A 23,719-nucleotide genomic window follows, 5' to 3' on the forward strand; every position below is an offset into this window, starting at 1 on the left:
CACCTTGGCCGGTCCCCCGAGGGGACGGCGATGCTTGCCGGATCGACCGGCAAGCACATCGCCACACGCGGGCCGGCTAGGGAGCGGCCCGGCGCTCGGCCCGCAAGCTCCCACGCCATCGACACTCAGATGAACCGCCCGCAGTCCCCCGGCCACCTCTTCCTGGCGTTCACGCGCCTGGCCCTGCAGGGATTCGGCGGTGTGCTGGCGGTGACGCAGCGCGAGCTGGTCGAGCGCCTGGGCTGGATGAGCAAGGAAGAGTTCGTCGAGACCCTGGCCATCGCCCAGGTGCTGCCCGGGCCCAATGTGGTCAACCTGTCCATGATGGTCGGCGACCGTTTCTTCGGCCTGCGCGGCGCCGTCGCGGCCTTGGGCGGCATGCTGCTGGTGCCGGCCATCCTGGTGCTGGCCCTGGCCATGCTCTACGGCGAGCTGGCCGCCCATCCCATGGCCCAGAGCGCGCTGCGCGGCATGGGCGCCGTGTCGGCCGGGCTCATCCTGGCCACCGGCATCAAGCTGCTGCCGGCCCTCAAGACCAGCCCGCTGGGCCGGCCGCTGGCCACGGGTCTGGCGCTCGCGGCTTTCGTGCTGATCGGGCTGCTGCGCTGGCCCCTGGTCACGGTGCTGGCACTGCTCGGCGGCGCCGGCATGCTCATCGCCTGGAAACGCATGCGATGAGCGTCGACCTCTTCAGCCTCTTCCTGCATTTCCTGACGCTGTCGCTGCTGTCCATCGGCGGCGCCATCTCGACGGTGCCCGAGATGCACCGCTTCCTCGTCGAGAAGACGGGCTGGCTGTCCGAGACCGACTTCACGTCGTCCATCGCCCTGGCCCAGGCCGCGCCGGGCCCCAATGTGCTCTTCGTCGCCGTGCTGGGCTGGAATGTCGCCGGCCTGCCCGGCGCGGCGGCGGCCATGGCCGGCATCATGCTGCCGTCCAGCGTGCTGACGCTGACGGCCACGCGCTGGGCGCGGGCCAATCGCGCCAGCATCAGCGTGCGCGCCTTCTCGGCCGGCATGATGCCGCTGACCCTGGGGCTGATCATCGCGACGGGCTGGCTGCTCGCCCTGCCCTTCCTGCGCGCCGAGGCCCACCGCTGGGGCGCCGTCGCGCTGGTGGCCGCCACCGTGGTGCTGACGCTGAAGACGAGGCTGGGCCTCGTCTGGATGGTGCTGGCGGGCGGCGTGGTGGGCGCCCTCGGCTTCGTCTAGACGCCGAAGCCGGCCTGCACGGTCGACGTGCGCTTGCTGACGGGCGCCGTGTTCAGCGTCACCTGCGCATAGACCTCGTCGGCGCGCGGCATGATGATGGGCGTGTTGATGTCGGCCCAGCCGACGATCTCGGTGCCGGCGTCCTCGTCGAGCTTGGCGGTGTCGATGGCGCGCTTCTCGGAGTAGTTGACCGTGCCGGCAGCCAGCACAGAGACGGCCTTGTAGGGGCGCAGCAGCAGGATGCCGCCGCCCAGCCACATGAAGGTGCTGATCGGATCGTCGGCACCGCCGTCGCCCGAGGGCAGGTGGTCGCCGGCGAGGTCCTCGCCGAAGAGCTCGATCTCCAGGCGGTAGGTGCGGCCGACGTCGTTGGCGTCGAAGGTCATGCTGCCGGCGACGGTCACGTCGCGCTTGCCGTTGCTGGTGGCGCCGAGGGTGATGGTGGGGGTGGAAAGCGTGGCCATGAGGGGCTCCTTGGGATCAGGTCGGCGGCTCGCCGGATGGCTTGCCTGCAGTTACTGACGCAGGGGCGCGCCGCCAGGGATCAGCGCGGTGAAATTTCACGCCGCCTTGCTGTCACCCTTCCTGAAGACCGCCGGCGGACGGCCGAGCAGGCGCAGAAACGACCGGCGCATGCGCTCGGTATTGCCGAAGCCGCAGTCCAGCGACACGCGCAGCACCGAGCTCGCTCCACCCTCCAGTGCCGCCCTGGCCGCCTCCACGCGCAGCTTCTCCACAGCTTGAGCCGGCGTGGCGCCCGTCTCGGCGCGGAAGCAGCGCGCGAAATGCCGCGGGCTCATGCAGGCCCGGGCCGCCAGTGCTTCCACGCAGTGGTCGCGCTTCAGGTCGCGGCGCACTTCGTCCAGCAGCGCGCTGAAGCGGCCTTCCGGGCGCTGCAGGTCCAGCAGGGGCGAAAACTGCGACTGCCCGCCCGGCCGGCGCCTCTCCACCACCAGCTGGCGCGCGGCCTCGCGGGCGATCTCCTCGCCATGGTCGTGGGCCAGCAGGGCCAGGCAGAGGTCGATGCCGGCCGTCATGCCGGCGCTGGTCCAGACCTCGGGCAGCTGTACGGCACGCCGGGCCGGCTCACGCACATAGATGCGATCCGGCTGCAGCCGCACTTCGGGATAGTCGGTGGCGAACTGCCGGCCGCGCGACCAATGCGTCGTCGCCGTGCGCTGGTCCAGCAGGCCCGCCGCGGCCAGCACCAGGCTGCCGCTGCAGATGCTGGCGATGCGCGCGCCCGAGCGGCCGGCCCGCTTCAGCCAGGCCATCAGCCGGGCATCGCCGCAGGCGGCGTCCACGCCGTCGCCGCCGATGACCATGACGAGATCCAGGTCACCCAGGCGGCGCGGCAGGCCCTGCACCGGCCAGGCCACGCCGGCCGAGCTGCGCACGGCGGGCGGCGCACTGGCCACCAGACGCCAGTCATAGCTGCCAGGCCGCGCCAGACGGGCCAGCTCGAACACGGCCATGGGGCCGGCCAGGTCGAACTGCTGGAAGCCCGGGAAGAGCACGAAGGCGATGCGGCAGCTCATGCCGTCGATGATGGCAGAAAAGGTGGGAACTGCGTCATGGCGGCCATTTCATCGCAGCCACAAACTGGCGCCCATCGACAACCAGGACGCGCCATGACCGACCCCGGACACGCCCTCATCACCATCACCCAGCGGCCGGACACGGTCTTCAGCCACGGCCAGGGCGCCTGGCTCACCGACGAAGGCGGCAAGCGCCACCTCGACCTGATCCAGGGCTGGGCCGTCAACAGCCTGGGCCACAGCCCGGCGCTGATCACGCAGGCCCTGCTGGCCCAGTCGCAGCGCCTGCTCAACCCCAGCCCGGCTTACTACAACCGCCCGCTGCTGGATCTGGCGCAGCGCCTGGTGGCGCTCAGCTGCTTCGACCGCGTCTTCCTGGCCAGCTCAGGCGCCGAGGCCAACGAGGCCGCCGTCAAGCTGGCGCGGCGCTGGGGCAGCCGCCAGCGCGGCGGCGCGCACGAGATCATCGGCTTCGAGCAGGCCTTCCACGGCCGCACCCTGGCGATGATGAGCGCCTCGGGCAAGCCGGGCTGGGGTGAGATCTATGCGCCGATGCCGACGGGTTTCACCAAGGCGCGCCTGAACGACATCGCGTCCGTCGAGCGCGCCATGACGCCGCGCACCGCGGCCGTGATGATGGAGCTGGTGCAGGGCGAGGCCGGCGTCGTCATCGCCGACCCGGGCTTTGTCCGCGAGCTGCGGGCGCTGACGGCGGAACGCGGCGTGCTGCTGATCGCCGACGAGGTGCAGACCGGCATCGGCCGCTGCGGCCAGGCCTTTGCCTACGAGCATTTCGGCATCGAGCCCGACGTGATGACGCTGGCCAAGGGCCTGGGCGGCGGCGTGCCGCTGGCAGCCCTGCTGTGCAAGGAGGAATTCAACTGCTTCGAGCCCGGCGACCAGGGCGGCACCTTCTGCGGCAACCCGCTGATGGCCGCCGTCGGCCTGGCCGTCGTCAACGAGGTCTGCCGGCCCGAGTTCCTGGCCGGCGTGCGAGACCGGGCAGAGCAGTTGTCGCAAGGCCTGCTGGCCATCGCTCGGGACTACGGACTGGTGGGCGAGCGCGGTGTCGGCCTGCTGCGCGCGCTGGTGCTGCCGTCAGATGACGCGGCAGCGGTCGTCACTGCGGCCCAAGCTCTGGAACCCATCGGCCTGCTGCTCAACGCGCCCCGCCCTCACCTCATTCGGCTGATGCCTGCGCTCAATATCAGCGCGGCTGAAATGAACGAGGGCCTGGCGCTGCTGCGCCGTGCCCTGTGCACCGTTCTCGGGTGAGCTTGTTTGCGGGCCGAGCGCCGGGCCGCTCCCTAGCCGGCCCGCCTTGGCCGATGTGAAGCGGCTCGATGCCGCTTGCATCGCCGTCCCCTCGGGGGACCGACTGGGCTTGCCGGCGTGCAGCCGCGCAAGACCAGGCGAGGGGCTTCAGGTCGTGCCGAAAATCTTGTCGCCGGCGTCGCCGAGGCCGGGAATGATGTAGCCCACGTCATTCAGGTGGCTGTCGATGGCGGCCGTCCAGCAGCGCACGTCGGGGTGGGCCGTCTGCAGCGCCTTCACGCCCTCGGGCGCGGCCACCAGCACCAGGGCGCGGATGTCCTTGCAGCCGCGCGCCTTCAGCAGGTCGACGGTGGCGATCATGCTGCCGGCCGTGGCCAGCATGGGGTCGATGATGAGGGCCGTGCGGGCATCGAGACTGCCGACGAACTTGTCGAAGTAGTTGACCGGCTTCAGCGTTTCATGGTCGCGGGCCAGGCCGACGACCGAGACCTTGGCATTGGGCAGGATGTCCAGCACGCCGTCCAGCATGCCCAGGCCGGCGCGCAGGATGGGCACGACGGTGACTTTCTTGCCGGCGATCTGGTCGACCTCGGCGGGGCCGCTCCAGCATTCGATGCTGACCTTTTCGGTCGGGAAGTCGGCCGTCGCCTCATAGGCCAGCAGGCGGGCAACCTCGCCGGTCAGCTCGCGGAACTTCTTGGTCGAGATCTCGGCCTCCCGCATCAGGCCGATCTTGTGCTTGACGAGGGGGTGCTTGACTTCGATGACGGCCATGACGGACTTCCTAATTTTTCTGAATAGTCAGAATTATCGACGCTGACGAAGTGCCTCGTAGAGGCAGACCCCGGAAGCGACGGAAACGTTCAGGCTCTCGACAGCCCCGGCCATGGGGATGCGCACCAGCTCGTCGCAGGTCTTGGCCGTCAGCTGGCGCATGCCCTCGCCTTCGGCGCCGAGCACGAAGGCGATGGGGCGTTTCAGATCCAGGTCGTAGATGGAGCGCTCGGCCTGGTCGGAGGTGCCGACCACCCAGATGTCGCGCTCCTTCAGCTCGTTCAGCGTGCGGGCCAGGTTGGTGACCATCAGATAGGGCACGGTCTCGGCGGCGCCGCTGGCCACCTTGGCCACCGTCGCGTTGAGGCCCACCGCGCGATCCTTGGGGGCAACGACGGCATGCGCCCCGGCGCCATCGGCCACGCGCAGGCAGGCACCGAGGTTGTGCGGGTCGGTCACGCCATCCAGCACCAGCACGAGGGGCGGGCCCTCGACGGCGTCCAGCACATCGTCCAGGGAGTGCGGCTGCGCGATGGCCGCCACGCGGGCGACGACGCCCTGGTGGCGCGGGCTGCCGGCCAGTTGCGTGAGCCGCTCGTCGCCGCTCTCCACCAGCTTGGCGCCGGCCTCCTTGGCCCTCTCGATGAAGGCACGCATGCGCTGGTCGCGCCGGGCGGGGTCGAAATGGACCTCGGCGACGGAGGCGGGATGGGTCTTGAGGCGGACGGTGACGGCGTGGAAGCCGAACAGGACGGACTTTGCGGAGCTCATTGCCCGCATTGTCGGCTCAACGACCCGCTTGCTTCCTCGCGTTCTCCATGATGTTGACCATGGAGTCGGTCCAGAAGCGCGACTTGTTCTTGGCCAGATGGTCCAGCAGCTGGTCGTGGGCCTCGCGACTCACACTCAGGTGCTCGGCGCCGACGCCATGGAAAAGCAGGGACACCAGGGCTCCCTGAGCTGCTGCCTTCTCCACCAGTTCGATCAGCTGCGCGCCGGTCCAGCCTTCGACGAAATAGGCCGGCATGGCATAGGGGTCGAGCTGGGCGGTGTCCGTCGTCAGCGCTGGCGCCGCCGCCCGGAAGGCGACGAAATGCGGGCGCAGCGCCGCGGCGAAATCCTGGCCGCCGGCCTGCATGTCGAAGCATGGCGGCGTGAAGGTCCGGCGGGCCTTGCCATCCAGGGACTGCAGCCAGGTGTTGGCGGCGATGACCTGCTCCTGCACCTGGACCGGCATCTGCTTCTCGAGGTCGCGCTGGGGCTGCACCCAGTCCCGCCCCGGCCCCTTGGCCGAGCAGCTGTGGAAGAGGCTGTGGTTGCCCAGCTCATGGCCTGCCGCGGCGGCGGCCTTCCACTCGTTCTGGCGCGCCGGCAGCGTCGGGCCATTGATGGGGATGTAGAAGCTGGCCTTGAGGCCGCGCTTGTTCAGCGCCGGGATGACATGGTCGAGCTGGCTGTCCAGCGCATCGTCATAGCCGAGGCTGACGGCCGCCTTGGTACCGCCGGGCCAGGCGAAAGGGGCGGCCGACGCCGCCATGCAGACGAACAGGCCCAACACCACGACAAGACTTCGCATCACATCTCCTAACGCAGGATCTGAATGGCCATCAGCAGGCCAATGAGCACCGGCTGGTGAACCATGTAGAAACTCAGCGACCAGCGCCCCAGCACGGCCAACGGTCGCGGCGCGCTGCCGGCCCAGAGCCCCGGCCACGCCCGCGTGACGACAAAGCCGACCAGCATGACGCCCAGCCAGGGCAGCACCGGCACATAGTCCTCGGTGAAGGGCTTGTGGGTGACCAGGCCGATCCAGTTGCTCCAGCGCGTGTCGAAGAGGGGCGACTGCACGAGACGCGGCGCCGCGATGGCCAGGGCGGCCAGCACCAGCAGCGCCGCGTTCGGCAGCCGGGCGAGGCCCATGCGCAGCAACAGCAGCATCACGGCAATGCCATGCAGCACGCCGAAGCTGATCCAGCTGTTGGGGAACATGAACCAGGAGCCGACCGACACCAGCAGCGCGCAGCCGGCCACCTGGGCCCAGCGCTTCCAGAAGCGCCCCGGCCCCTGTCCGGCCATGACGGCCAAGGCCTGGCCACCGCCGGCGCAGAACAGGAAAAGGCTGACGATGCAGACGCGCTGCCAGGTCCAGACCGGGTCGCGGTAGAAGTCCTGGCGTATCCAGCCGAGATGGTTGAGGTCGAAGCCGAAATGGAAGGCCGCCATCCAGACGATGGCCAGGCCGCGCAGCGCGTCGAGGCGGTCGGAGCGTGAAGACGTCGTCGGGGCGGCGGCCAGTGGCATTCAGGGCTGGGAAATCGGCGTGGACGGCGGATTCTGCCGCCTCGGCACATAGCCGCGCTGCACGAAGTCGGTGTTCATCAAGCCCTGCATGGCGAATTGCGGCGCGCGGGCGCCGCGCGGGGCGCGCCGCCTGTTCTCAGGAGGTGCGGCCTGCTGGAGCGCCGGAGATGCGGCCGAGGCGGCTGAAGCGGGCGAATCCGCCGCCTGCACGGCGCCGGACGCCGCCGATGCGGGCGCCGGCGCCGGCAGGGGCCGGCCATCCTTCTCGCAGGGCTGGTCGGTGTAGCGCACCTGCCCGTCCTGCTCGCATCGCCACACCTGCTGGGCCCCCGCCGAACCCAGCGCCAACGCCATTGCCAAACCCAGAGCCACGCGCTTCATGGCAATCCCCTCTCGCGGCCCTGCAAGACGCGGCCACGCAGCGGGAATGGGCAAACGCCGTGCCGCCCCGGCCGGCGCCGTCAGGAGCTCGGGTAGGACGCCGGCTGCTGCATTTTTTGCATCTGCTGCTGGTTGCGGCGCTGCAACTTCTCCTCGGCGATGCGGCGGCGGCTGATGCGGTCGCCTTCATCGGGATCGGCCGCGCTGTGCATGGCCTCGGCGCGCAGGCGGGCGTCGTAGCGCGCCCGCTCGCTGAGCTGGGTCTGGGCTGCCTGGGCTTCGCGGCTGATGACCCAGTCGGCCTCCCGGTAGCGCCCCTGGCCGGCACGGCACTGGCGCACGCGCCTCACTTCGTCCTGCAGGAAGTTGCGCTCGGCGTCGCCCAGCGTCGTCGAATTGGCCCGCGTCTCCATGCCGCGGATCTCGCCATCGCTCGGGCAGGCATTGCCCGCGGGCAGCGGTGGCGCCGAAGCCGCCGGCGCGCGGCCCATGGCGGCGTTGACGACCTCCGGCTTGATCGCATCCACCACATTGGGCTGCAGATTGCGGTCCGCCAGCGGCTGCCCGGCCTGCGGGCAGGGCTTGTCGCTGAAGTTCACCTTGCCCGCGACCTCGCATTTCCAGACCTGCTGCGCCGCCGCGCCGGAAGCCGCCGCGGCCAGCATCCATCCCAGTACCCACTGTCTCATCGTCTATCTCCCGACTCCAACCAAAATGCGGCTTCCCGCAACTGTGCCTACCGCCATGTTCCAGCGTTTGCTCATCCTGACAGCCGTCGCATTGTTCAGCAGCGGCGCCCTCCAGGCACAGCCCAAGGGTCAGGCCCAGCCCCGCGCCGTCAGCCACCGCGGCGCGCTGGACGCCGAGGAGATGAACAACATCGGTGTCTTCAAACGCGTCAGCCCGTCCGTGGTGCACATCACGACGCTGTCCGTGCAAAGAGATTTCTTCTCGCTGCGCACCAGCGAGCAGCCCAGCGGCACGGGCACCGGCTTCGTCTGGGACGAGGCCGGCCATGTCGTCACCAACTTCCATGTCATCCAGGGCGGCGACCGCGCCACCGTCACGCTGAACGACCAGAGCAGCTACCCAGCCAAACTCGTCGGCGCCTTCCCCGACCGCGACATCGCCGTGCTGCGCATCGAGGCGCCGCGGGAAAAACTGCCGGCGATTCAACTCGGCGCCAGCCGCGACCTGCAGGTTGGTCAGAAGGTCTATGCCATCGGCAACCCCTTCGGCCTGGACCAGACCCTGACCACCGGCATCGTGTCGGCCCTGAACCGCGAGATCGAGTCGGTCACGCGGCGCACCATCAAGGGCGCCATCCAGACCGACGCGGCCATCAACCCGGGCAATTCCGGCGGCCCGCTGCTGGATTCGGCCGGGCGGCTGATCGGCGTCAACACGGCCATCTACAGCCCGAGCGGCGCCAGCGCCGGCATCGGTTTCGCGATTCCCGTCGACGAGGTCAACCGCATCGTGCCGCGGCTGATCCGCGACGGCCGCTTCATCCGCCCGGCCCTGGGCGTCACCTCGGGCCCGGAGAACCTGGCCAAGGCCCTCGGCGCGCCCAAGGGCGTGCTGCTCGTCAACGTGGCGGACGGCAGCCCGGCGGCCGCTGCCGGCCTGAAGCCTTTCGGCCGCGACCGCGTCGGCCGCATCGTGCAGGGCGACGTCATCACCGCCGTCGATGGCCAGGCGGTGGCCGACCTGGACGACATGCTGTCGCTGCTGGAGACGCGGCAAATTGGGGAGAAGGTGACGCTGACGGTGTGGCGCGGCGGGCAGACGCGCAAGGTGGTCGCTACGCTGGGGAGTTCGGACTGAGTCCGTTGGCTGGATCGGACCCCGTAAAGTAGCGCCCCCACCCAGGCGGCTTCCGCGCCGGGCTCACTCGCCAGATCAGACAGGACACCCCATGGGCGCGCAATGGAAAGCCAAACACAAAGACATCGCCGCCAATGCCAAGGGCAAGCTCTTTGGCAAGCTGGCCAAGGACATCATGATCGCGGCGCGCGGCGGCGCTGATCCCAAGGACAACTCCAAGCTGCGCATGGCCGTCGAGGCGGCGCGCAAGGTGTCCATGCCCAAGGACACGCTGGATAGGGCCATCAAGAAAGGCGCCGGCCTGACCGGCGAGACCGTGCACTTCGAGCAGGTCATCTACGAGGGCTTCGCGCCCCACCGCGTGCCGGTCATGGTGGAGGTGCTGACCGACAACACCAACCGCGCCGCGTCGGACATGCGCGTGCTGTTCCGCAAGGGCCAGCAGGGCACGCCGGGCTCGGTGAGCTGGGACTTCGACCACGTCGGCCTGATCGAGGCCGAGCCTGCCGCCCCCGGCGCCGACGCCGACATGGCCGCCATCGAGGCCGGCGCACAGGACCTGCTGCCGGCGGACGAGGACGGCGTCACCGTTTTCCTGACCGACCCCACCGACCTCGACCTCGTCAGCCGCGCCCTGCCCGCCCAGGGCTTCACCGTGCTCAGCGCCAAGCTGGGCTACCGGCCCAAGAACCCCGTGGACGCCTCGAGTCTCAGCGCCGAGCAGTTGGAAGAGGTGGAGAGCTTCCTCGCAGCCATGGACGACAACGACGACGTGCAGCACGTCTACGCCGGACTGTCCGGTTGAGGTCTCGGGCCCCGCGCCTGCTGTGGCTGGACGCCGGCGCGGCCACCCTGGCCGGCCTGCTGGCCCTGCTGGCCAGCCCCTGGCTGAGCGAGCTCTACCGGCTGCCGCTGGGGCTGGTGGTCTTCATTGCCGTCGTCAACCTGCTCTACGGCGGCTACTCCTTCTCGCTTGCGCGGCGACCCGGCAGGTCCCTCCCCTGGGTGTACGCCCTGGTCGCCGCCAACCTGGCCTGGGCCGCCGCCTGCCTCGCCCTGGCCTGGCGCCATGCCGGCGAGGCCTCAGTCTTCGCGATGCTCCACCTGATCGGCGAGGCCTTCTTCGTGGGCGGGCTGGCGGTTTGCGAATGGCGCCAGCGGCACCAGCTGGCAGGCTCACAAAGCAGTGAAGCGCCCGAAGGCGCTTCACTGGAAACACGCTGAGGCCCTGGCGGGCCGTGGATCAGCGGGCGGTCTTGCGGCGGGCAGCGCCCAGGGCCAGCAGGGCGCCGGCGGTCAGCAGCAGGGCCGACGGCTCGGGCAGGGCACGGGCGGAGACGCGCACGTTGTCGACGCCGGCGCTGCCGACATAGCCGCCGTAGGAAGCCGTGCGGATCTGCACCTGGTTGATGCTGTCGCCGCCGGTGGCGATCACGCCGAAGAAGCCGCTGCTGATGTAGCCGATGGCGCCACGGTCGACGCCGTTGATGGCGATGGCGTAGCGGTCGGTCGAATCGGTGTTGAAGAAGTCGAAGCCGAAGGCCGAGGCGCCGGCGACCGTGAAGGTCGACGTCGGGGCCAGGTTGCCGCCGTAGCTGCCCCAGCCGTAGAAGTTCTGGCCCAGGAAGGAAGCCGGAGCGCCGCCGTCGCCGTTGAAGGTGGAGCTGACGATGCCGTTGTAGTTGTTGTTGGCGACGGCGCTCAGCGTGAAGTCGTTGAAGACGCGCGAGTAGTTGGCCGTCGTCACGCCGCTCAGGGGGGCGGTGGCGAAGGTCTCGGTGCTCAGCGCACCGGCGGCGGCGGCGAAGGCAGCCTGGTTGGAGTAGACGACGAAGCCGGCGTTGGCGGCGGTGCTGGCGGCGAGGGCGGCTGCGGCGGCGGCGATGAGGCTCAGGGTTTTCATTAGTGGAATTCTCAAAAACTGTAAAAGTGACGGTGAACCCTTAAGCGATAACCATGCCATATCCCTAACTTGTTGATTTACAAACGACGGAAAATTTGCTTGGAAATTTGTGTAAAGCCGAACGACACCCGCGACACGGGGCTTGTCTCGATCAAGCGTGAACAAGTTCTCGGTCCACGGACTGCGCCGCTAGCACCCGGGCGCCGGCAATACTTCACGAACCGCAGCGCCGTCGCAGGCGCGGGCCCCATCTGAACGGCGCCGGCGAGGCCGCGTGATCAGGCCGGCGCGCCGGCGCACTGGGCCAGCAGCCACTGCTCAAAGGCCTTCACGGCCGGCCGGGTGCGGGCGGCGGGGTCGATGATGAGGCGGTAGGCCCGGGCCGAGGCGATGCCGGCGTCAAAGGGCGTGACGAGCTGGCCGCTGGCCAGCAGCGCATCGACCAGCGGCCGCCGGCCCAGGGCCACGCCCTGCCCCGCCATGGCGGCAGCGATGGCCTCGGAATAGGTCGAGAAGCTCAGGCGCGCCGCCGGCCGCAGGTCGGCCAGGCCCCAGGCCGTCAGCCAGGGCTCCCACTCGGCCGGCATGCCGGTGCTGTCGCCGTCCATGGCCAGGTGCAGCAGGGTGTGGCGAGCCAGATCGGCCGGCTCGCGCAGCGGCAGGCCCAGCTCGCCTACCAGCCGCGGGCTGCACACGGGCAGCATGGACTCGGCGAACAGCTGCCGGCCCTGGGCCCCGGCGATGGGGCTGTAGCGGATGGCGAGATCGAAGCCTTCGCTGGCCAGGTTGCGGTTGCCCAGGCCGGCGTCCAGGCGCACATCGATGCCGGGGTGGGCGCGCGTGAAGCCGGTCAGGCGCGGAATCAGCCACAGCGAGGCAAAACCGGGCGTCGTCGTCAGCGCCAGCACCTGGCGCTGGCGAGGCTCGCGCACCGTGCGCACCGCCACGCGCAAGGTGTTCAGGGCCGTGGCGCAGGCGGCGAGCAGGCGCTGGCCGTCGTCGGTCAGGGCGAGCGAGCGGTGGCGGCGCTCGAACAGGGCCACGCCGAGCTCGTCTTCCAGCGCGCGCATCTGGCGGCTCATGGCCGACTGGGTGATGAAGCGCTCCTCGGCGGCCTGGGTGAAGCTCAGGTGCCGCGCGGCCGCCTCGAAGGCGGCCAGCAGCTGCAGCGGCGGGAGATGGTCGAGCGGCTTGTTTGACATGCGCTGGAGGAATGCGAAGCCTTCCAAATCATCGTTTGTCGGCAGAGCACCGAGTCGTCACTATCCACCCCAGACGGCGCTCGCGCAAGCATGCCAACCCGGCATGCAACCCGGCCGCCCGAGGAGCTCACCATGCTGATCGACGTCCCCCGCACCCGCCTGCTGCTGCAACGCGGCCAGATCTCCCGACTGCCCGAGGCCCGCGCCACCCATCTGTGCAGCGCCTCCGGCACGCTGTGGATCACCATCGACCACGACTCGCGCGACATCGTGCTGGAGCCGGGCCAGTGCTTCATGGTGCAGAGCGACGAGGCCGTCACCGTCAGCGCGCTGAGCGGCCCGGCGGTGCTGGACCTGAGGCCGGCCGAAAGCCGGGCCGCCGCGTGAACACCCTGCTGGCGCCGGTCGAGCAGCGTGCCGAGCGCTGGCTGCTGGCCGGCGGGCGCGAGGCCAGCCTGCGCCCCATCGTCGCGGCCGACGCCGCCGCCGAGCAGGCCTTCTTCAGCGCCCTGTCGCTGGATTCGCGCCACAAGCGCTTCCATGTCGGCCTGCGCGAACTCAGCCCGACGCTGCTGAAGCTGCTGACCGAGGTCGACCAGAGCCAGCATGTCGCCTGGGTCGTCGAGGCGCTGGAGCCCGGCCATCCGGTCATCGCCGACGCCCGCTATGTGCACGAGATCGAGCGCCCCGAACGCGCCGAGTTCGCGCTGGCCGTCGCCGACGACTGGCAGGGCCGCGGCCTGGGCCGGCGCCTGATCGCCCATCTGGCCGCTCATGCACGCCAGCATGGTGTGCAGCAGCTGTACGGCGACATCCTGGCCGACAACCGCCGCATGCTCGCGCTGATGCGCGACCGGGGCGCCCGCATGACTTCGCATCCCGATGGCGCGCAGCTGGTGCGCGCCGTGCTGGACCTGGGCTGAGCGGCTACTTCAGGCGGATCGCCACCAGGCGGCCGTCGCTCTCGCGGGCCCCGGTGGCGATGTAGAGGGTGCGGTCGGCGGAGATGGCCAGCATGCCAGGCGCGGGATGGCTCCAGACGGACTGGCGCGTCTTCAGGTCGATGGCGTGCACGCTGCGGTCGGTGCTGACGAAGAGATGCGTCCTGGTCAGCACCAGGTTGCGGTGGAAGCTGGTGTCGCCGGTGCCGGGGGCGGTCCAGGTCCATACGACCTTGCCGGTGGCCTCGTCGATGGCGTCCAGCGCCATGGGGTCGTTGCGCGCGGCGTAGACCATGCCGCCGCCCACGGCCGGCGTCGTCAGGTAAGCCTGGGCCGTGGACCACTCGAGCCTGGCCTCGGCAATGGAGAAGCTGGACAGCTTGCGCGCGTAGAAAGCCTCGATATTGCTGCTGGCGCGCGCATTGGTGGTGGTGCCGGCAAAGGCGATCACATTGCCGCGGCTGCCGAGCATGGGGCTGGCGTGATACGAAGGCCCGGCTTCCACGCCAGCGGGGTCGGCGATGTGCGCCGTTTGCCTGCCGGTGGCCTTGTCCAGGATGAACAAGATGCCGCCGTTGTGGTGATAGATCGATTGAGCGTCGACGGCCGGGGAATACATGTCCCAGACGCCGCCCGTGCCGACCGTCCACTTGAGGGCGCCATCGGCCGTGGCGAAGGCCGAGAGTTCGCCACCGAAGTAGCCGCCTCCCTGATAGACCTGATCCCCGACCACGGTCGGCGCCAGGTAGTGGGGCCACTGGCCCGCGAAGCCGGACTTGTGCTGGAACTGGCCTGTTTCAGCATCGAAGGCCCACAGGAAGGTCTGCTCATGGCCGGTCACCGCCGCAAACACCTTGCCGCCACCCACCGCGGGCGGATTGAAGGCCGGCACCATGCCCATGGCGCGCTGCCAGGCTTCGCTGCCGCTGGCCTCATTCAGCGCATAGAGCCGCGCCTCGCCGAAATAGACATCCATGGTCACATAGACCTTGCCAGCACGCGTCACGACGGGGTTGATGCCGCCGATCGGCTCGCTGCCAGCGGGGCGCCGCCATTCCCAGGCCTTGCTGAACCTGGCGGGGTTCAGGCGGATGGGCACCTCGCCGGCATGTCTCGCGCTGCCCTGGTGGGTCTCCCAGTCGGGAACGCTGCCAACGTCAAGCTCATAGCCCAGCGTCGCCGGCGCTCCTGCATGGAGCTGGGCACATGCACTGTCCTTGCAGGCCCGCAGTTCCAGGGTGCCGCTGCGCTTGCCCGGCGCCAGCGTGGGCAGCGAAGTGACGTTCAGCGAGACGACCTCGTCCGCGGGGGCCACCTGGATGGCGGGCAGGCTGAAACTGGCGCCGGTATCGCGCAGCTGCAGGTAGACGGCCCCGGCACCGGTGAAGGTCCAGCGCCCGTCGACCTTCAGGCTCAGCTCGTCGCCCGCGGCCAGCTCTTCCTTGATGGCCGAGGTCGTCAGCGCCAGCTGGGGCCGGGGCTCGGGCGGCGGCGAACCGCCACCACCGCCGCCACATGCACTGAGGCCTGCCGCCAACGCGCAGGCCCAGATCAGGCTTGTTGCCCGCATCTCTTTCATCCCTGATTCTTTGTGGAGTTCGAACCGCCCATCCGCGCAGGCCCGGTATTCGTGGCGCGCAGTGTACGGAGGCCCCCCGCCATCGCCTCGCCATCCGGGCATTAGTGCCCAAGACCGCCCCAGGCAAGGCTTGACGCCATCTGGGTGGGCCGGCAGCCTACCGCTGCATGGCCTGTTTGCCGACAAAGCCGCCGCCCTTGACCGGGCAGGCTCCTGCGCATGAACCGAATCCTCCTGATCACCCTCGTGCTGGCCCTGGGCGGCGTTGTCTTCAGCCTGGCTGCCGGCGAATGGCTGACCCGTCCGGCCCGCGCCGTCCTGGGCGCACCGCCGCCCGGCCTGCCCGGCGAAGCCCTGCGCATCCCTTATGGCGACGGCCAGCACGTCAGTGGCTGGTTCTTGCCCGGCCGCACCGGCGAAGGCGCCATGCTGCTGCTGCACGGCGTGCGCGGCAGCCGGCTGCAGGTGCTGGAGCGCGCCCGCTGGCTGCAGCGCGAAGGCATAGGCTGCCTGCTCATCGACCTGCCTTCGCATGGCGAAAGCAGCGGCGACCGCATCAGCTTCGGCCGCCGCGAGGCCCTGGGCGTGCAGGCGGCCATTGGCTGGCTGCGCGACAAGCTGCCGGGCGAGAAGCTGGGCGGCCTCGGCATCTCGCTGGGCGGTGCCTCCCTGCTGTTCGCCGACCGGGGCCCCGAACTGGATGCCCTGGTGCTGGAGTCGGTCTATCCGACCATCACCGACGCCGTGCAGGATCGCCTCGTCAACCGCCTCGGCCCGGCCGGCGCCTGGGCCGCGCCCCTGCTGCTGTGGCAGATCCCGCTGCGCCTGAATCTGAGCGTGGATGAGTTGCGGCCCATCGAGGCCATCCGCGGCATTCGCGCGCCCGTGCTGGTGGCTTCGGGCACCGAGGACAAGTCCACGCGCTGGGTCGAGACCGAGCAGCTCTTTGCCGCCGCGCCCGAACCCAGGCAGCTGTGGGCCGTGCCGGGCGCGGGCCACGAGGATCTGCGCGACTTCGACAGGCCGGCCTATGAGGCGCGCCTGCTGTCCTGGCTGCAATCACATCTGCGCAAGGCCCCGGTCGCATGGGGCCAAACCGATCTCGGCAAGATGGCGGCATGACCGCCCTGCCCCCGCTTTCCATTCTCGATCTGGCCCCTGTCGTCGAAGGCGCCACCACCCGCGAAGCGCTGCTGAACAGCCTGGACCTCGTCAGGCTGGCCGACGAGCTGGGCTACCAGCGCTACTGGGTGGCCGAGCACCACAACATGGAAGGTGTGGCCAGTTCGGCCACCGCCGTGCTGATCGGCCAGCTGGCCGCGGCCTCCCGCCGCATCCGCGTCGGCGCCGGCGGCATCATGCTGCCCAACCATGCGCCGCTGACGATTGCCGAACAGTTCGGCACCCTGGCCGAGCTCTTCCCCGGCCGCATCGACCTGGGCCTGGGCCGCGCGCCCGGCACCGACAGGCCCACCATGCGCGCCCTGCGCCGCAGCCTGGAAACCACCGGCGAAGACGGCTTCCCCAACGATGTGCTGGAGCTGCAGAGCTATCTCGCGGCCGCGCCCGACGACGCTGTCGTGCGCGCCGTGCCGGGCCAGGGCACCGAGGTGCCGATCTGGCTGCTGGGCTCCAGCCTGTATTCAGCCCAGCTCGCGGCCTATCTCGGCCTGCCCTTCGCCTTCGCCTCTCACTTCGCGCCCGAGATGCTGATGCAGGCTCTGCAGATCTACCGCGCCACCTACAAGCCCAGCGCGCGGCATCCCAGGCCGCATGCGATGGTGGGCTTGAATGTCATCGTTGCGCCGACCGACGAGGAGGCGCAGTTCCTCTTCACCTCGGCCCAGCAGCGCTTTCTCGGCATGGTGCGCGGGCGGCGCGGCAAGCTGCCGGCGCCGGTGGCGAGCATGGATGCGCTGTGGTCGGCGGCCGAGCGCATGCAGGTGGAGCGCATGCTGAGCGAAGCCGTCGTCGGCTCGCCCGAGACGGTGCGGGTTGGCCTGGCTGAGACGCGGGAGCGCACGCAGGCGGACGAGTTCATCGTCGCCTGCGCGGTGCATGACCATGGGCTGAGGCGCCGCTCCTACGAACTGCTGGCCTCGCTCTGAGCCCTGGCTTCAGGGCGCCTCGCGCAACCAGGCCGCCGCCAGGCCACCCACCTGCTGGCCCATGCGCGCACCGACCTCGGTGGCCGTGCGGTAGTGGATGCCACCCCAGACGCGCGCATCGGCCACTTCCTGCACGAAGGCTGCCAGATTGCCGTACTGCCGGGTCGCGCCCTTGGCGGTGGGGCTGCTGGTGCTGAGGACGGGCAGCGACGCGTTGCCGACCTCTGCGGCCAGCACGACGGCCAGCGAGGACGCCAGCACGCTGTGGGCACTCGGGTACTCAGGGTGCAAGGGCGTGTCGATCAAGGGCGCCCAGGCCGGATCACGCTCGGTGACGTCGTTGCCGTCGATGTCGGCATTGCGGATCGCCGTGACCGGGCGCCAGAAGTTGTAGTGGTATTTGGCGTCGAAGATCGCGATCACCGCATCGTCCATGGCCTGGGCCGCCGCCGCGAACAGGCGCGCATTGCGCTCCAGGCTGCGCCCGGGCTGCAGCGCCAGCGAGCGCACCAGCGCGTGATAGACCGGCGGCGCCGAAAAGTCCCAGAAGCGCGCCACCTCGGTCTGCTCGGCGCTGCGCCGCGTGCTGGCACGGCCGCCCAGCGCCTTGACCTCGTTGAAATCACGCGCCCAGGCCTCGCTCGCCAGCGCCGGCGGCGGCGCCGGGCGGAATTGCGCGCCGCTCTGCATCAGCCAGGGCCGGCGCTGCGGCCAGGCCGTGACCGCGGGTGAGGCCGTGGGGACATAGGCGCCCGCCGTCGTGTGCGGCCGGTAGCTGTCGGGGGTGCCAGCCCCATCGTTCAGGCGCGCCGCCAGCACGGCTTGCGCGGCGGCCTCGCCCTGGGCCAGGCCCTCGGCCCGGGCCGGGTTGTCGGCGATGGGGTTGAGGGCCGCCTGGTAGGCCGAGTCGATCAGCGCTTGCTGCGCCGGCAGCAGCTTGAGCAGGCTGGTGCGATGCGCGGCGGCCAGCGCCGCCTCGACCGAGGCGCCGCGCTGGCTGGCGGCCCGCACCGCCTGGTGGGCGGCGGTCTGCACGATGGCCATCAGGCGCACCGCGGGCGGCGTGCCCATCTTGGCTTCAAGCAGGATTTCTCCTGTCTTGGTGTTCCAGTCGGTGACCGCGTCGGCGCGGGCCGCCAAGGCGAACAGGGCGCCAGCGGCCAGGCCGGCAAGTTGGATCAAGGCTTTCATGGAACTCTCCTTTGCTCATGGAACGGGGTGTGGGTGAAGGGCGGGCGCGGCTGCACATCCACGCTCAGGCGAAAGATGTCCGGCCGGTGGTAGTGACCCGTGGGGTCGAAGAGGCGACGCGCGGCATGCACCTGGTCCAGGGCGATGTCGGCGAAAAGGATGGTTTCCTCCTGGCGCACCGGCCCGGCCAGGATGGCCCCCGAGGGCGCGACGATGACGCTGTTGCCGGGCTCGACCCAGTCGCCGCTGTCAGTCACGCCCGGCCACAGCCGCTCGCGCTGCGGCAGGTCGGCCGGCAGCTGGTCGGCATGCACGCAGGGGTTGACGCCGATCACATAGCAGCGCCCCTCGCGGGCGATGTGGCACAGCGTCGCCACCCAGCCGTCGCCGCGCGCCAGCGTCGGTGCGGCCCACAGGTCCACGCCCTGGGCGTAGAGGTAGAAGCGCGCCAGCGGCATGTAGTTCTCCCAGCAGGTGAGCCCGCTGAGCCGGCCGAAGGGCGTGTCGACCACCGGCAGCGTGGAGCCGTCACCCTGGCCCCAGACGGTGCGCTCCGAGCCGGTCGGCATCAGCTTGCGATGCTTGCCCAGCAGCCGGCCGTCGGGGCCGAAGTACAGCGTGGTGTTGAAGATCGTGCCGCCGTGCGGCTCACGCTCCTGCACGCCGATGACGACGAAGACGCCGGCCTCGCGCGCTGCCATGCCCAGCGTCTCGGTCGCCGGGCCGGGCACGACGACGGCCTGGTCCACCAGCAGCGCATACCACTCGGCGTCGCCGTCCCAGATCGGGCGGGTGTCTATCCACACCGGCGCACCCGGGATGAAGGCCTCGGGCAACACGATGACGCGGGCGCCCTGGGCGGCCGCCTGAGCAATCAGCGCCACCGCCTTGTCGACGCAGGCCTCGCGGTTCAGCAGCACATAGCTGGCCTGCACGGCCGCGACGCGGGTGGTGGCAGCGGGGTCAAGACGGGTCATCGCGGGGCTCCTGGAGGCAGTGAAGCCAGTGTTCTCGGGCTGCCGCGAGCGCGCATCCGTGGCCAGCACGGAAGTTGGTATCCGTAGGCGGCGCGCAGATACTCCGCAGCCGTGGACACGACGATGAACCGGGGCTCAGGGATCACCCGGCGCGAGCGCGAGGTGTGGTCCCTGGTCGCCCAGCACCTGAGCAACCAGGAGATTGCCGATCGCCTGTTCCTGTCGGTGCGCACGGTCGAGTCGCATGTCTCGGCGCTGATCCAGAAGCTGCAGGTCGCCGACCGCCGCGCACTGGCGCGCCAGGCGGCCGCCACGCCCGGCCAGGTGCCGCGCTGGCCGGCGCCGGCGAGCAGCTTCATCGGGCGCGAAGCCGAGTGCGCCGCTCTCCTCGAGGCCGCGACGGCCCAGCGCATGGTCACGGCCACCGGACCCGGCGGCGTCGGCAAGACCCGGCTGGCGCTGCGGGTTGCCGAACAGCTGGGTGCGACACGGCGCGACGGTGCCCGCTTCATCGGGCTGGCCCAGGTCAACGACCCCGAGATGGTGGTGGCCGCCCTTGCCGAGGCCACCGGCGTGGTCGCGCCACTCGGGGGCTCGCTGGCCGACGCCGTGATCGCGTCGCTGGCCGACAGCGACGCGCTGCTGCTGTTCGACAACTGCGAGCATGTGCTCGACGCCGTCCGCGAGCAGGTGCGCCGCCTGCTCGGCCAATGCCCGCGCCTGGGCATCGTGGCGACCAGCCGTGTGCCGCTGCGCACGCCCTTCGAATGGCTGTTCGCGGTGCCTGGCCTGTCGGTCCACGAGGCCGGCGGCGACGCGGCCGAGCTTTTTGTCGAACGTGCGCGTGCCGCCGGCGTGCCCGCCGAGCTGGATCGCGCCCAGGTCGTGGCGGTCTGCGCTTCGCTCGACGGCATGGCCCTGGCCATCGAACTCGCCGCCGCGCGCTGCCCGGCCCTCGGCCTCGATGGGCTGCTGGCCGGCCTGGACCGCGGCCTGCGCATGCTCGGCAGCCACGAGGCCGGCGAGCACCGGCACCGCTCGCTGCGCGACACCATCACCTGGAGCTACCGGCTGCTGACGCAGGCCGACCGCGAGCTGCTCGATGCCATCTCGGTCTTCGCGTCATGGTTCGACGTCGCCGCGGCGCTGGCCATCGTCGGCGGCCCGCTGCAGCGCTTCGATGTGGCCGAGGCGCTGGCGCGCCTGGCCGAGCACAGCCTGCTGCTCGTCGAGCACGGCATGCCGACGCGCTACCGGGCCCTGGAGCCCATCCGCCAGTTCGGCGCCGAGCAACTCGACCAGACCGGCCGGCACGAGGCCGTGGCCTCGCGACACCGCAGCTGGTGCCTCGCCACGCTGGCGGCACTGGCCCAGCAGGGGCGGGATGACGCCTGGTGCGAGCGCCTGGATAGCCTGGCCGCCGATGCCCGGGCGGCCCTGGCCTGGGTCGAGGCCCGGGCGGGTGCGCCCGACGCCGCCGCGCTGGCCGAACGCCTGGCCGAGCAACTGCTGCTGCGCGGCCGCCCCCATGAATCCCAGCGCAGCTACGAACAGGCTGCCGCCCATGCTGAAAAGGCCGAGCAGGCACGGCTGCTGCGGCTGGCGGCAGGCGCTGCCGCCACCCGGCTGGTGGGGCAGGAAACCCTGCGCCTGCTCGACGAAGCCGCCGCGGCGGCCCTGGCCAACGGCGATGCCGCCTCCGCCGCCGAAGACCTGGCCTGGACGGCCATCTATCTGCGCTATGCGCCCGGCATCATTGCCGTCCGCCATGAGGCCAGTGAGAGCGAATCACGGCTGGCGCGTGCGGCAGCCCTCGCCGGCGGCGCTGCGGCGCCCGAAGCCACCATCGCCATCGCCATGGCCTATGGCCTGCGCGCCGATGACGAGCGCACCACCGGGCTGGTGGAGCGGGCGGGCAAGCTGGCGCGCACGGCCGGGCGGCCGCTCATCGAAAGCCTGGTGCAGGACCAGCGCTGCACCTACCACGCCAATCGCGGCGAACTGGGCCTGGCCATCGCCGCCTGTGAACGCCGCGCGGCGGTGCTGGGCCTCCTGCCGCTGGACGCGGCGACCGCCTTCCAGTTCAACGACCACCTGCTGATGGCGTCCGAGGCGCAGCTGTCGGCCGGCCAGCTCCGCGCGGCGACGGAATATGCCGAACAGCTGGCCGAGCAAGCCTGCTACCGCGACTATCCGCATCCGGCGCTGGCAAGGCGCATCCCCGTCGACTTGATGGCTGGCGACCTGGAGGCCGCCGTGCTGCGCGGTGATCGCTTCCGCGAGGCCTGGGAGCGCGCCGGTCGGCCGGTGTCGGGCACGTTGAGCGTGGCGACCTACGCGATGGCGACGGTGCACGGCCTGCTGGGCGACACGGCCGAACGCCAGCGCTGGCTGGCCATCAGCCGCTGCGTCATGCTGAACCCGGAGCGTCTGGAGGGTTGCTCAACCGGCGTGGCCCCCGCCCTGGACGCGCTGCTGGCACTGGACCAGGGACGCCCCGAGGCCGCCGTGCAGCGCCTGAGCACCGACATCGACGACCCGGACGCCGGCACCTGGCAGTTCTTCAAGTGGCGGCCCTGGTACGCGGCCCTGTGGGCCGAGGCGGCCGTGCTGGCCCGTCACCCCGAGGCGGCATTGCGCTTGCAGCGCGCCATCGCAGCGACACGAGAGAACCCCATTGCGGCCCAGATCCTGAAGCGCGCCGACGACCTCCTGCAGGGGCGGCAATCAACCCTCCATCTGCATGCGCAAGTCTTTGCGAAGCTGGGCTGCGACTACCAGCGGCGGCGCACGGAGAAGCTGGCGGGTTCAATACCAGAAGAAATATAAACAATCCAAAATATATTGAACTAGATATAATCCTCGGTTGCATGCCGCCATCTGACTGGCGGTTCACGCGCCCATCCGGGGCGCTCCTTGCGACCTTGCACACTCTTTTTGGCTTGGCCCTGCGATAGCGGACCCAGCAAGAAAGTGCCCTGTCGGGCGATTCACGCCTGCAGTTCTGACTGAACAAGATTTCGAACCACGCCATCCCCATGGGCAATTACGTCGTTTCGCCCGCGACACACCCGACCGACTGTGGCCGCTTTCGCGCCTCGTTCTCGGTTCGCCCCGCCGGGGGCAACGACAGTTGTCGGCGCGTATTCCGCTTCGACACCACCTTTGCCACCCGTGAAGCTGCGCGGCTGTTCGCCGTCACTCAGGGCTGGCTTCAAGCGTGCATGCCGCCTAAAGCGTGCTGACGCCCCACTCGCTGCGAACTGCCGATGGCGGATTCGCAGAACGGCGCCCTGCGCCAACACTCAGAAAGGCTCCATGAGCAGCAAGATTTATGTGGGCAACCTGCCCTATTCGGTGACCGATGCCAGCTTGAGAAGCAACTTCGCCGAGTTCGGCGGCGTTTCCTCCGCCAAGGTCATGATGGACCGGGATACCGGCATGTCCAAGGGCTTTGGCTTCGTGGAAATGGCTTCTCCCGAAGTCGCCCAGGCCGCCATTGCCGCACTGCACGGCATGTCCGTCGATGGACGCTCCATCGTCGTCAGCCTGGCCCGCCCCCGCGAAGCCAGCAAGGATTCGGGCGGCTACAGCGCCAAGGGCTACACCGCCACCAAGCGTTCGGATGTCGGCTACGGCACGGGTGGCTTCGGTGGTGGTCGCTACTGAGCCCAGCGGCTCTGTGCGAAAGACCGGCTCTCCTGAGCCGGTTTTTTTTCGTCCTGTCCGGACCTGGCGTGCGTCGGCGTGCCAAGGGCTACATGCCATGGCCACGCATTGAGGCGGCGGGCCTATGAGTTGCTGGCGAGGCTATGAGGCGGAGCGCCGTCGCACGAAGCCAGCCGCCAGCAGTCCTGCCGCCACCAGCAGCAGCGTCGCCGGCGCCGGCACCCTGTTGGGCCCGCCTGGCGTCACCTGGTAGTTGTCCAGGCTGATGTAAGCGTAGCCGTAGCTGGTGACGCTGCCGCCCGGAAAGCTGCTGCTGAAACCATAGCCCAGCATCAGGTTTTCCAGGACCAACGCCGGCGTGAAGGTGGCGAACAGGCCAAAGAAGTCGCCGCCGCCCAAGCTCGGCCCGGTGCCGGTGAACTGGGGCCGCACATTGATCACCTCGCCGGTGTTCCCGTTGTAGCTGTAGGAATACGGGTTGCCGCCCGTGAAGCTGAAGGCGTGGGTGCCGACGGTGGCCGAACCGCTGACCGGGCCGAGCGGGTCGGCAAAGCTGTAGCTGAGGTCGCTCCAGGTCTCGTTGAAGCTCAGCGACAGGTCGACCGTGGTGCCGACCGTCAGCCCCGCGGCGGTGCCCAGATCGATGAACTCGTAGCCGGTGATCGTGCCGTGCAGCGTCAGCGTCACCGGCGCGCCGTGCGCCGTGACGGCCGCAAAGGCCATGGCCGCGGTGGCCCCCAGGCGGCGAAGGGCGTTCCAGAGATCCATCGCCATGCTCCTTCGTGACGGCATTGCTTGCCGCGCAGCCGACTCTATAGAAGGTCTCGCCCGAGCGATTCCGC

General features: G+C 70.0%; 27 protein-coding genes. 13 read left to right on the forward strand and 14 right to left on the reverse strand.

The annotated features are described in order from the left end of the window. Nucleotides 1–129 precede the first annotated feature (129 nt). Both AC07OY_RS22260 and AC07OY_RS22265 read left to right on the forward strand, forming a co-directional pair. Complete coding sequence (locus AC07OY_RS22260) at nt 130–678, forward strand: chromate transporter (protein WP_495044762.1); 549 nt, start codon at nt 130–132, stop codon at nt 676–678. Further along, nucleotides 675–1,211, forward strand: a complete 537-nt coding sequence (locus tag AC07OY_RS22265) for a chromate transporter (protein WP_495044763.1) — start codon at nt 675–677, stop codon at nt 1,209–1,211. Before AC07OY_RS22260 ends, AC07OY_RS22265 begins: the two co-directional genes overlap by 4 nt. Here AC07OY_RS22265 and AC07OY_RS22270 read toward each other — a convergent pair. Together AC07OY_RS22270 and AC07OY_RS22275 are read right to left on the reverse strand one after the other, a co-directional pair. Beyond that, nucleotides 1,208–1,675, reverse strand: coding sequence for a hypothetical protein (locus AC07OY_RS22270; protein WP_495044764.1), 468 nt, complete (start codon nt 1,673–1,675; stop codon nt 1,208–1,210). The genes AC07OY_RS22265 and AC07OY_RS22270 overlap by 4 nt on opposite strands. 96 nt (nt 1,676–1,771) lie before the next feature. Next, entirely contained in the window at nt 1,772–2,749 is a 978-nt protein-coding gene (locus AC07OY_RS22275; RefSeq protein ID WP_495044765.1) for a GlxA family transcriptional regulator, read from the reverse strand. Between the two features lie 93 nt (nt 2,750–2,842). Here AC07OY_RS22275 and AC07OY_RS22280 point away from each other — a divergent pair, with 93 nt between their 5' ends. After that, a complete protein-coding gene (locus AC07OY_RS22280) occupies nt 2,843–4,024 on the forward strand; it encodes an acetylornithine transaminase (RefSeq protein ID WP_495044766.1) in 1,182 nt (393 codons plus the stop codon). 147 nt (nt 4,025–4,171) lie between these two features. Here AC07OY_RS22280 and upp read toward each other — a convergent pair whose 3' ends face one another. The 6 genes from upp to AC07OY_RS22310 all read right to left on the reverse strand — a co-directional run bounded on the left by upp (nt 4,172) and on the right by AC07OY_RS22310 (nt 8,169). Then, a complete protein-coding gene (gene upp / locus AC07OY_RS22285) occupies nt 4,172–4,798 on the reverse strand; it encodes a uracil phosphoribosyltransferase (RefSeq protein ID WP_495044767.1) in 627 nt (208 codons plus the stop codon). A gap of 33 nt (nt 4,799–4,831) precedes the next feature. Next, on the reverse strand, nt 4,832–5,569 hold the full coding sequence (gene rlmB, locus AC07OY_RS22290; protein ID WP_495044768.1) for a 23S rRNA (guanosine(2251)-2'-O)-methyltransferase RlmB: 738 nt from the start codon (nt 5,567–5,569) through the stop codon (nt 4,832–4,834). Between the two features lie 16 nt (nt 5,570–5,585). Then, nucleotides 5,586–6,374, reverse strand: a complete 789-nt coding sequence (locus AC07OY_RS22295; RefSeq protein WP_495044769.1) for a polysaccharide deacetylase family protein — start codon at nt 6,372–6,374, stop codon at nt 5,586–5,588. Nucleotides 6,375–6,382: 8 nt separating this feature from the next. Continuing rightward, on the reverse strand, nt 6,383–7,099 hold the full coding sequence (locus AC07OY_RS22300; RefSeq protein ID WP_495044770.1) for an acetyltransferase domain-containing protein: 717 nt from the start codon (nt 7,097–7,099) through the stop codon (nt 6,383–6,385). After that, entirely contained in the window at nt 7,100–7,480 is a 381-nt protein-coding gene (locus AC07OY_RS22305) for a DUF4124 domain-containing protein (RefSeq protein ID WP_495044771.1), read from the reverse strand. 80 nt (nt 7,481–7,560) lie between these two features. Continuing rightward, a complete protein-coding gene (locus tag AC07OY_RS22310) occupies nt 7,561–8,169 on the reverse strand; it encodes a hypothetical protein (protein ID WP_495044772.1) in 609 nt (202 codons plus the stop codon). 55 nt (nt 8,170–8,224) lie between these two features. Here AC07OY_RS22310 and AC07OY_RS22315 point away from each other — a divergent pair, with 55 nt between their 5' ends. The 3 genes from AC07OY_RS22315 (at nt 8,225) to AC07OY_RS22325 (ending at nt 10,531) form a co-directional block, all read left to right on the forward strand. After that, nucleotides 8,225–9,307: a S1C family serine protease gene (locus AC07OY_RS22315; protein ID WP_495044773.1), complete on the forward strand. Its 1,083-nt coding sequence runs from the start codon at nt 8,225–8,227 to the stop codon at nt 9,305–9,307. Nucleotides 9,308–9,398: 91 nt separating this feature from the next. After that, complete coding sequence (locus tag AC07OY_RS22320) at nt 9,399–10,112, forward strand: YebC/PmpR family DNA-binding transcriptional regulator (RefSeq protein ID WP_495044774.1); 714 nt, start codon at nt 9,399–9,401, stop codon at nt 10,110–10,112. Then, nucleotides 10,109–10,531 carry a hypothetical protein gene (locus tag AC07OY_RS22325; protein WP_495044775.1) on the forward strand — a complete coding sequence of 141 codons (423 nt, stop codon included), beginning with the start codon at nt 10,109–10,111 and terminating at the stop codon, nt 10,529–10,531. The genes AC07OY_RS22320 and AC07OY_RS22325 overlap by 4 nt, the downstream gene beginning before the upstream one ends. Before the next feature lie 19 nt (nt 10,532–10,550). Here AC07OY_RS22325 and AC07OY_RS22330 read toward each other — a convergent pair whose 3' ends face one another. Beyond that, nucleotides 10,551–11,210: a hypothetical protein gene (locus AC07OY_RS22330; protein WP_495044776.1), complete on the reverse strand. Its 660-nt coding sequence runs from the start codon at nt 11,208–11,210 to the stop codon at nt 10,551–10,553. 278 nt (nt 11,211–11,488) lie between these two features. Then, nucleotides 11,489–12,412 (reverse strand): transcriptional regulator GcvA, encoded by a 924-nt coding sequence (gene gcvA / locus AC07OY_RS22335; protein WP_495044777.1) that lies wholly within the window; start codon nt 12,410–12,412, stop codon nt 11,489–11,491. A gap of 132 nt (nt 12,413–12,544) precedes the next feature. On the opposite strand from gcvA, the gene AC07OY_RS22340 reads away from it, so the two are divergent. Both AC07OY_RS22340 and AC07OY_RS22345 read left to right on the forward strand, forming a co-directional pair. After that, entirely contained in the window at nt 12,545–12,799 is a 255-nt protein-coding gene (locus AC07OY_RS22340; RefSeq protein WP_495044778.1) for a DUF2917 domain-containing protein, read from the forward strand. Then, on the forward strand, nt 12,796–13,335 hold the full coding sequence (locus AC07OY_RS22345) for a GNAT family N-acetyltransferase (protein WP_495044779.1): 540 nt from the start codon (nt 12,796–12,798) through the stop codon (nt 13,333–13,335). The genes AC07OY_RS22340 and AC07OY_RS22345 overlap by 4 nt, the downstream gene beginning before the upstream one ends. Nucleotides 13,336–13,339: 4 nt before the next feature. On the opposite strand, the gene AC07OY_RS22350 is transcribed toward AC07OY_RS22345, so the two are convergent. Further along, nucleotides 13,340–14,923, reverse strand: a complete 1,584-nt coding sequence (locus AC07OY_RS22350) for an outer membrane protein assembly factor BamB family protein (RefSeq protein WP_495044780.1) — start codon at nt 14,921–14,923, stop codon at nt 13,340–13,342. A gap of 228 nt (nt 14,924–15,151) precedes the next feature. Here AC07OY_RS22350 and AC07OY_RS22355 point away from each other — a divergent pair, with 228 nt between their 5' ends. After that, entirely contained in the window at nt 15,152–16,054 is a 903-nt protein-coding gene (locus AC07OY_RS22355; protein ID WP_495044781.1) for an alpha/beta hydrolase, read from the forward strand. Beyond that, a complete protein-coding gene (locus tag AC07OY_RS22360) occupies nt 16,051–17,040 on the forward strand; it encodes an LLM class flavin-dependent oxidoreductase (protein ID WP_495044782.1) in 990 nt (329 codons plus the stop codon). The genes AC07OY_RS22355 and AC07OY_RS22360 overlap by 4 nt, the downstream gene beginning before the upstream one ends. A 9-nt stretch (nt 17,041–17,049) precedes the next feature. Here the strand turns inward: AC07OY_RS22360 and AC07OY_RS22365 are convergent, their stop codons facing one another. Both AC07OY_RS22365 and AC07OY_RS22370 read right to left on the reverse strand, forming a co-directional pair. After that, nucleotides 17,050–18,231 (reverse strand): vanadium-dependent haloperoxidase, encoded by a 1,182-nt coding sequence (locus AC07OY_RS22365; RefSeq protein ID WP_495044783.1) that lies wholly within the window; start codon nt 18,229–18,231, stop codon nt 17,050–17,052. After that, nucleotides 18,228–19,208, reverse strand: coding sequence for a carbon-nitrogen hydrolase family protein (locus tag AC07OY_RS22370; RefSeq protein ID WP_495044784.1), 981 nt, complete (start codon nt 19,206–19,208; stop codon nt 18,228–18,230). The genes AC07OY_RS22365 and AC07OY_RS22370 overlap by 4 nt, the downstream gene beginning before the upstream one ends. Nucleotides 19,209–19,319: 111 nt before the next feature. On the opposite strand from AC07OY_RS22370, the gene AC07OY_RS22375 reads away from it, so the two are divergent. The 3 genes from AC07OY_RS22375 to rbp all read left to right on the forward strand — a co-directional run bounded on the left by AC07OY_RS22375 (nt 19,320) and on the right by rbp (nt 22,877). Next, nucleotides 19,320–22,037, forward strand: a complete 2,718-nt coding sequence (locus tag AC07OY_RS22375) for an ATP-binding protein (RefSeq protein WP_495044785.1) — start codon at nt 19,320–19,322, stop codon at nt 22,035–22,037. 209 nt (nt 22,038–22,246) lie between these two features. Beyond that, entirely contained in the window at nt 22,247–22,453 is a 207-nt protein-coding gene (locus tag AC07OY_RS22380; RefSeq protein WP_495044786.1) for a hypothetical protein, read from the forward strand. Between the two features lie 73 nt (nt 22,454–22,526). Continuing rightward, nucleotides 22,527–22,877 (forward strand): RNA-binding regulator, encoded by a 351-nt coding sequence (gene rbp, locus AC07OY_RS22385; protein WP_495044787.1) that lies wholly within the window; start codon nt 22,527–22,529, stop codon nt 22,875–22,877. Between the two features lie 141 nt (nt 22,878–23,018). Here rbp and AC07OY_RS22390 read toward each other — a convergent pair whose 3' ends face one another. Next, nucleotides 23,019–23,645: a PEP-CTERM sorting domain-containing protein gene (locus AC07OY_RS22390; protein WP_495044788.1), complete on the reverse strand. Its 627-nt coding sequence runs from the start codon at nt 23,643–23,645 to the stop codon at nt 23,019–23,021. Between the last annotated feature and the right edge of the window lie 74 nt (nt 23,646–23,719).

It is taken from the genome of Roseateles sp. GW821-FHT09H10 (genome assembly GCF_059415865.1).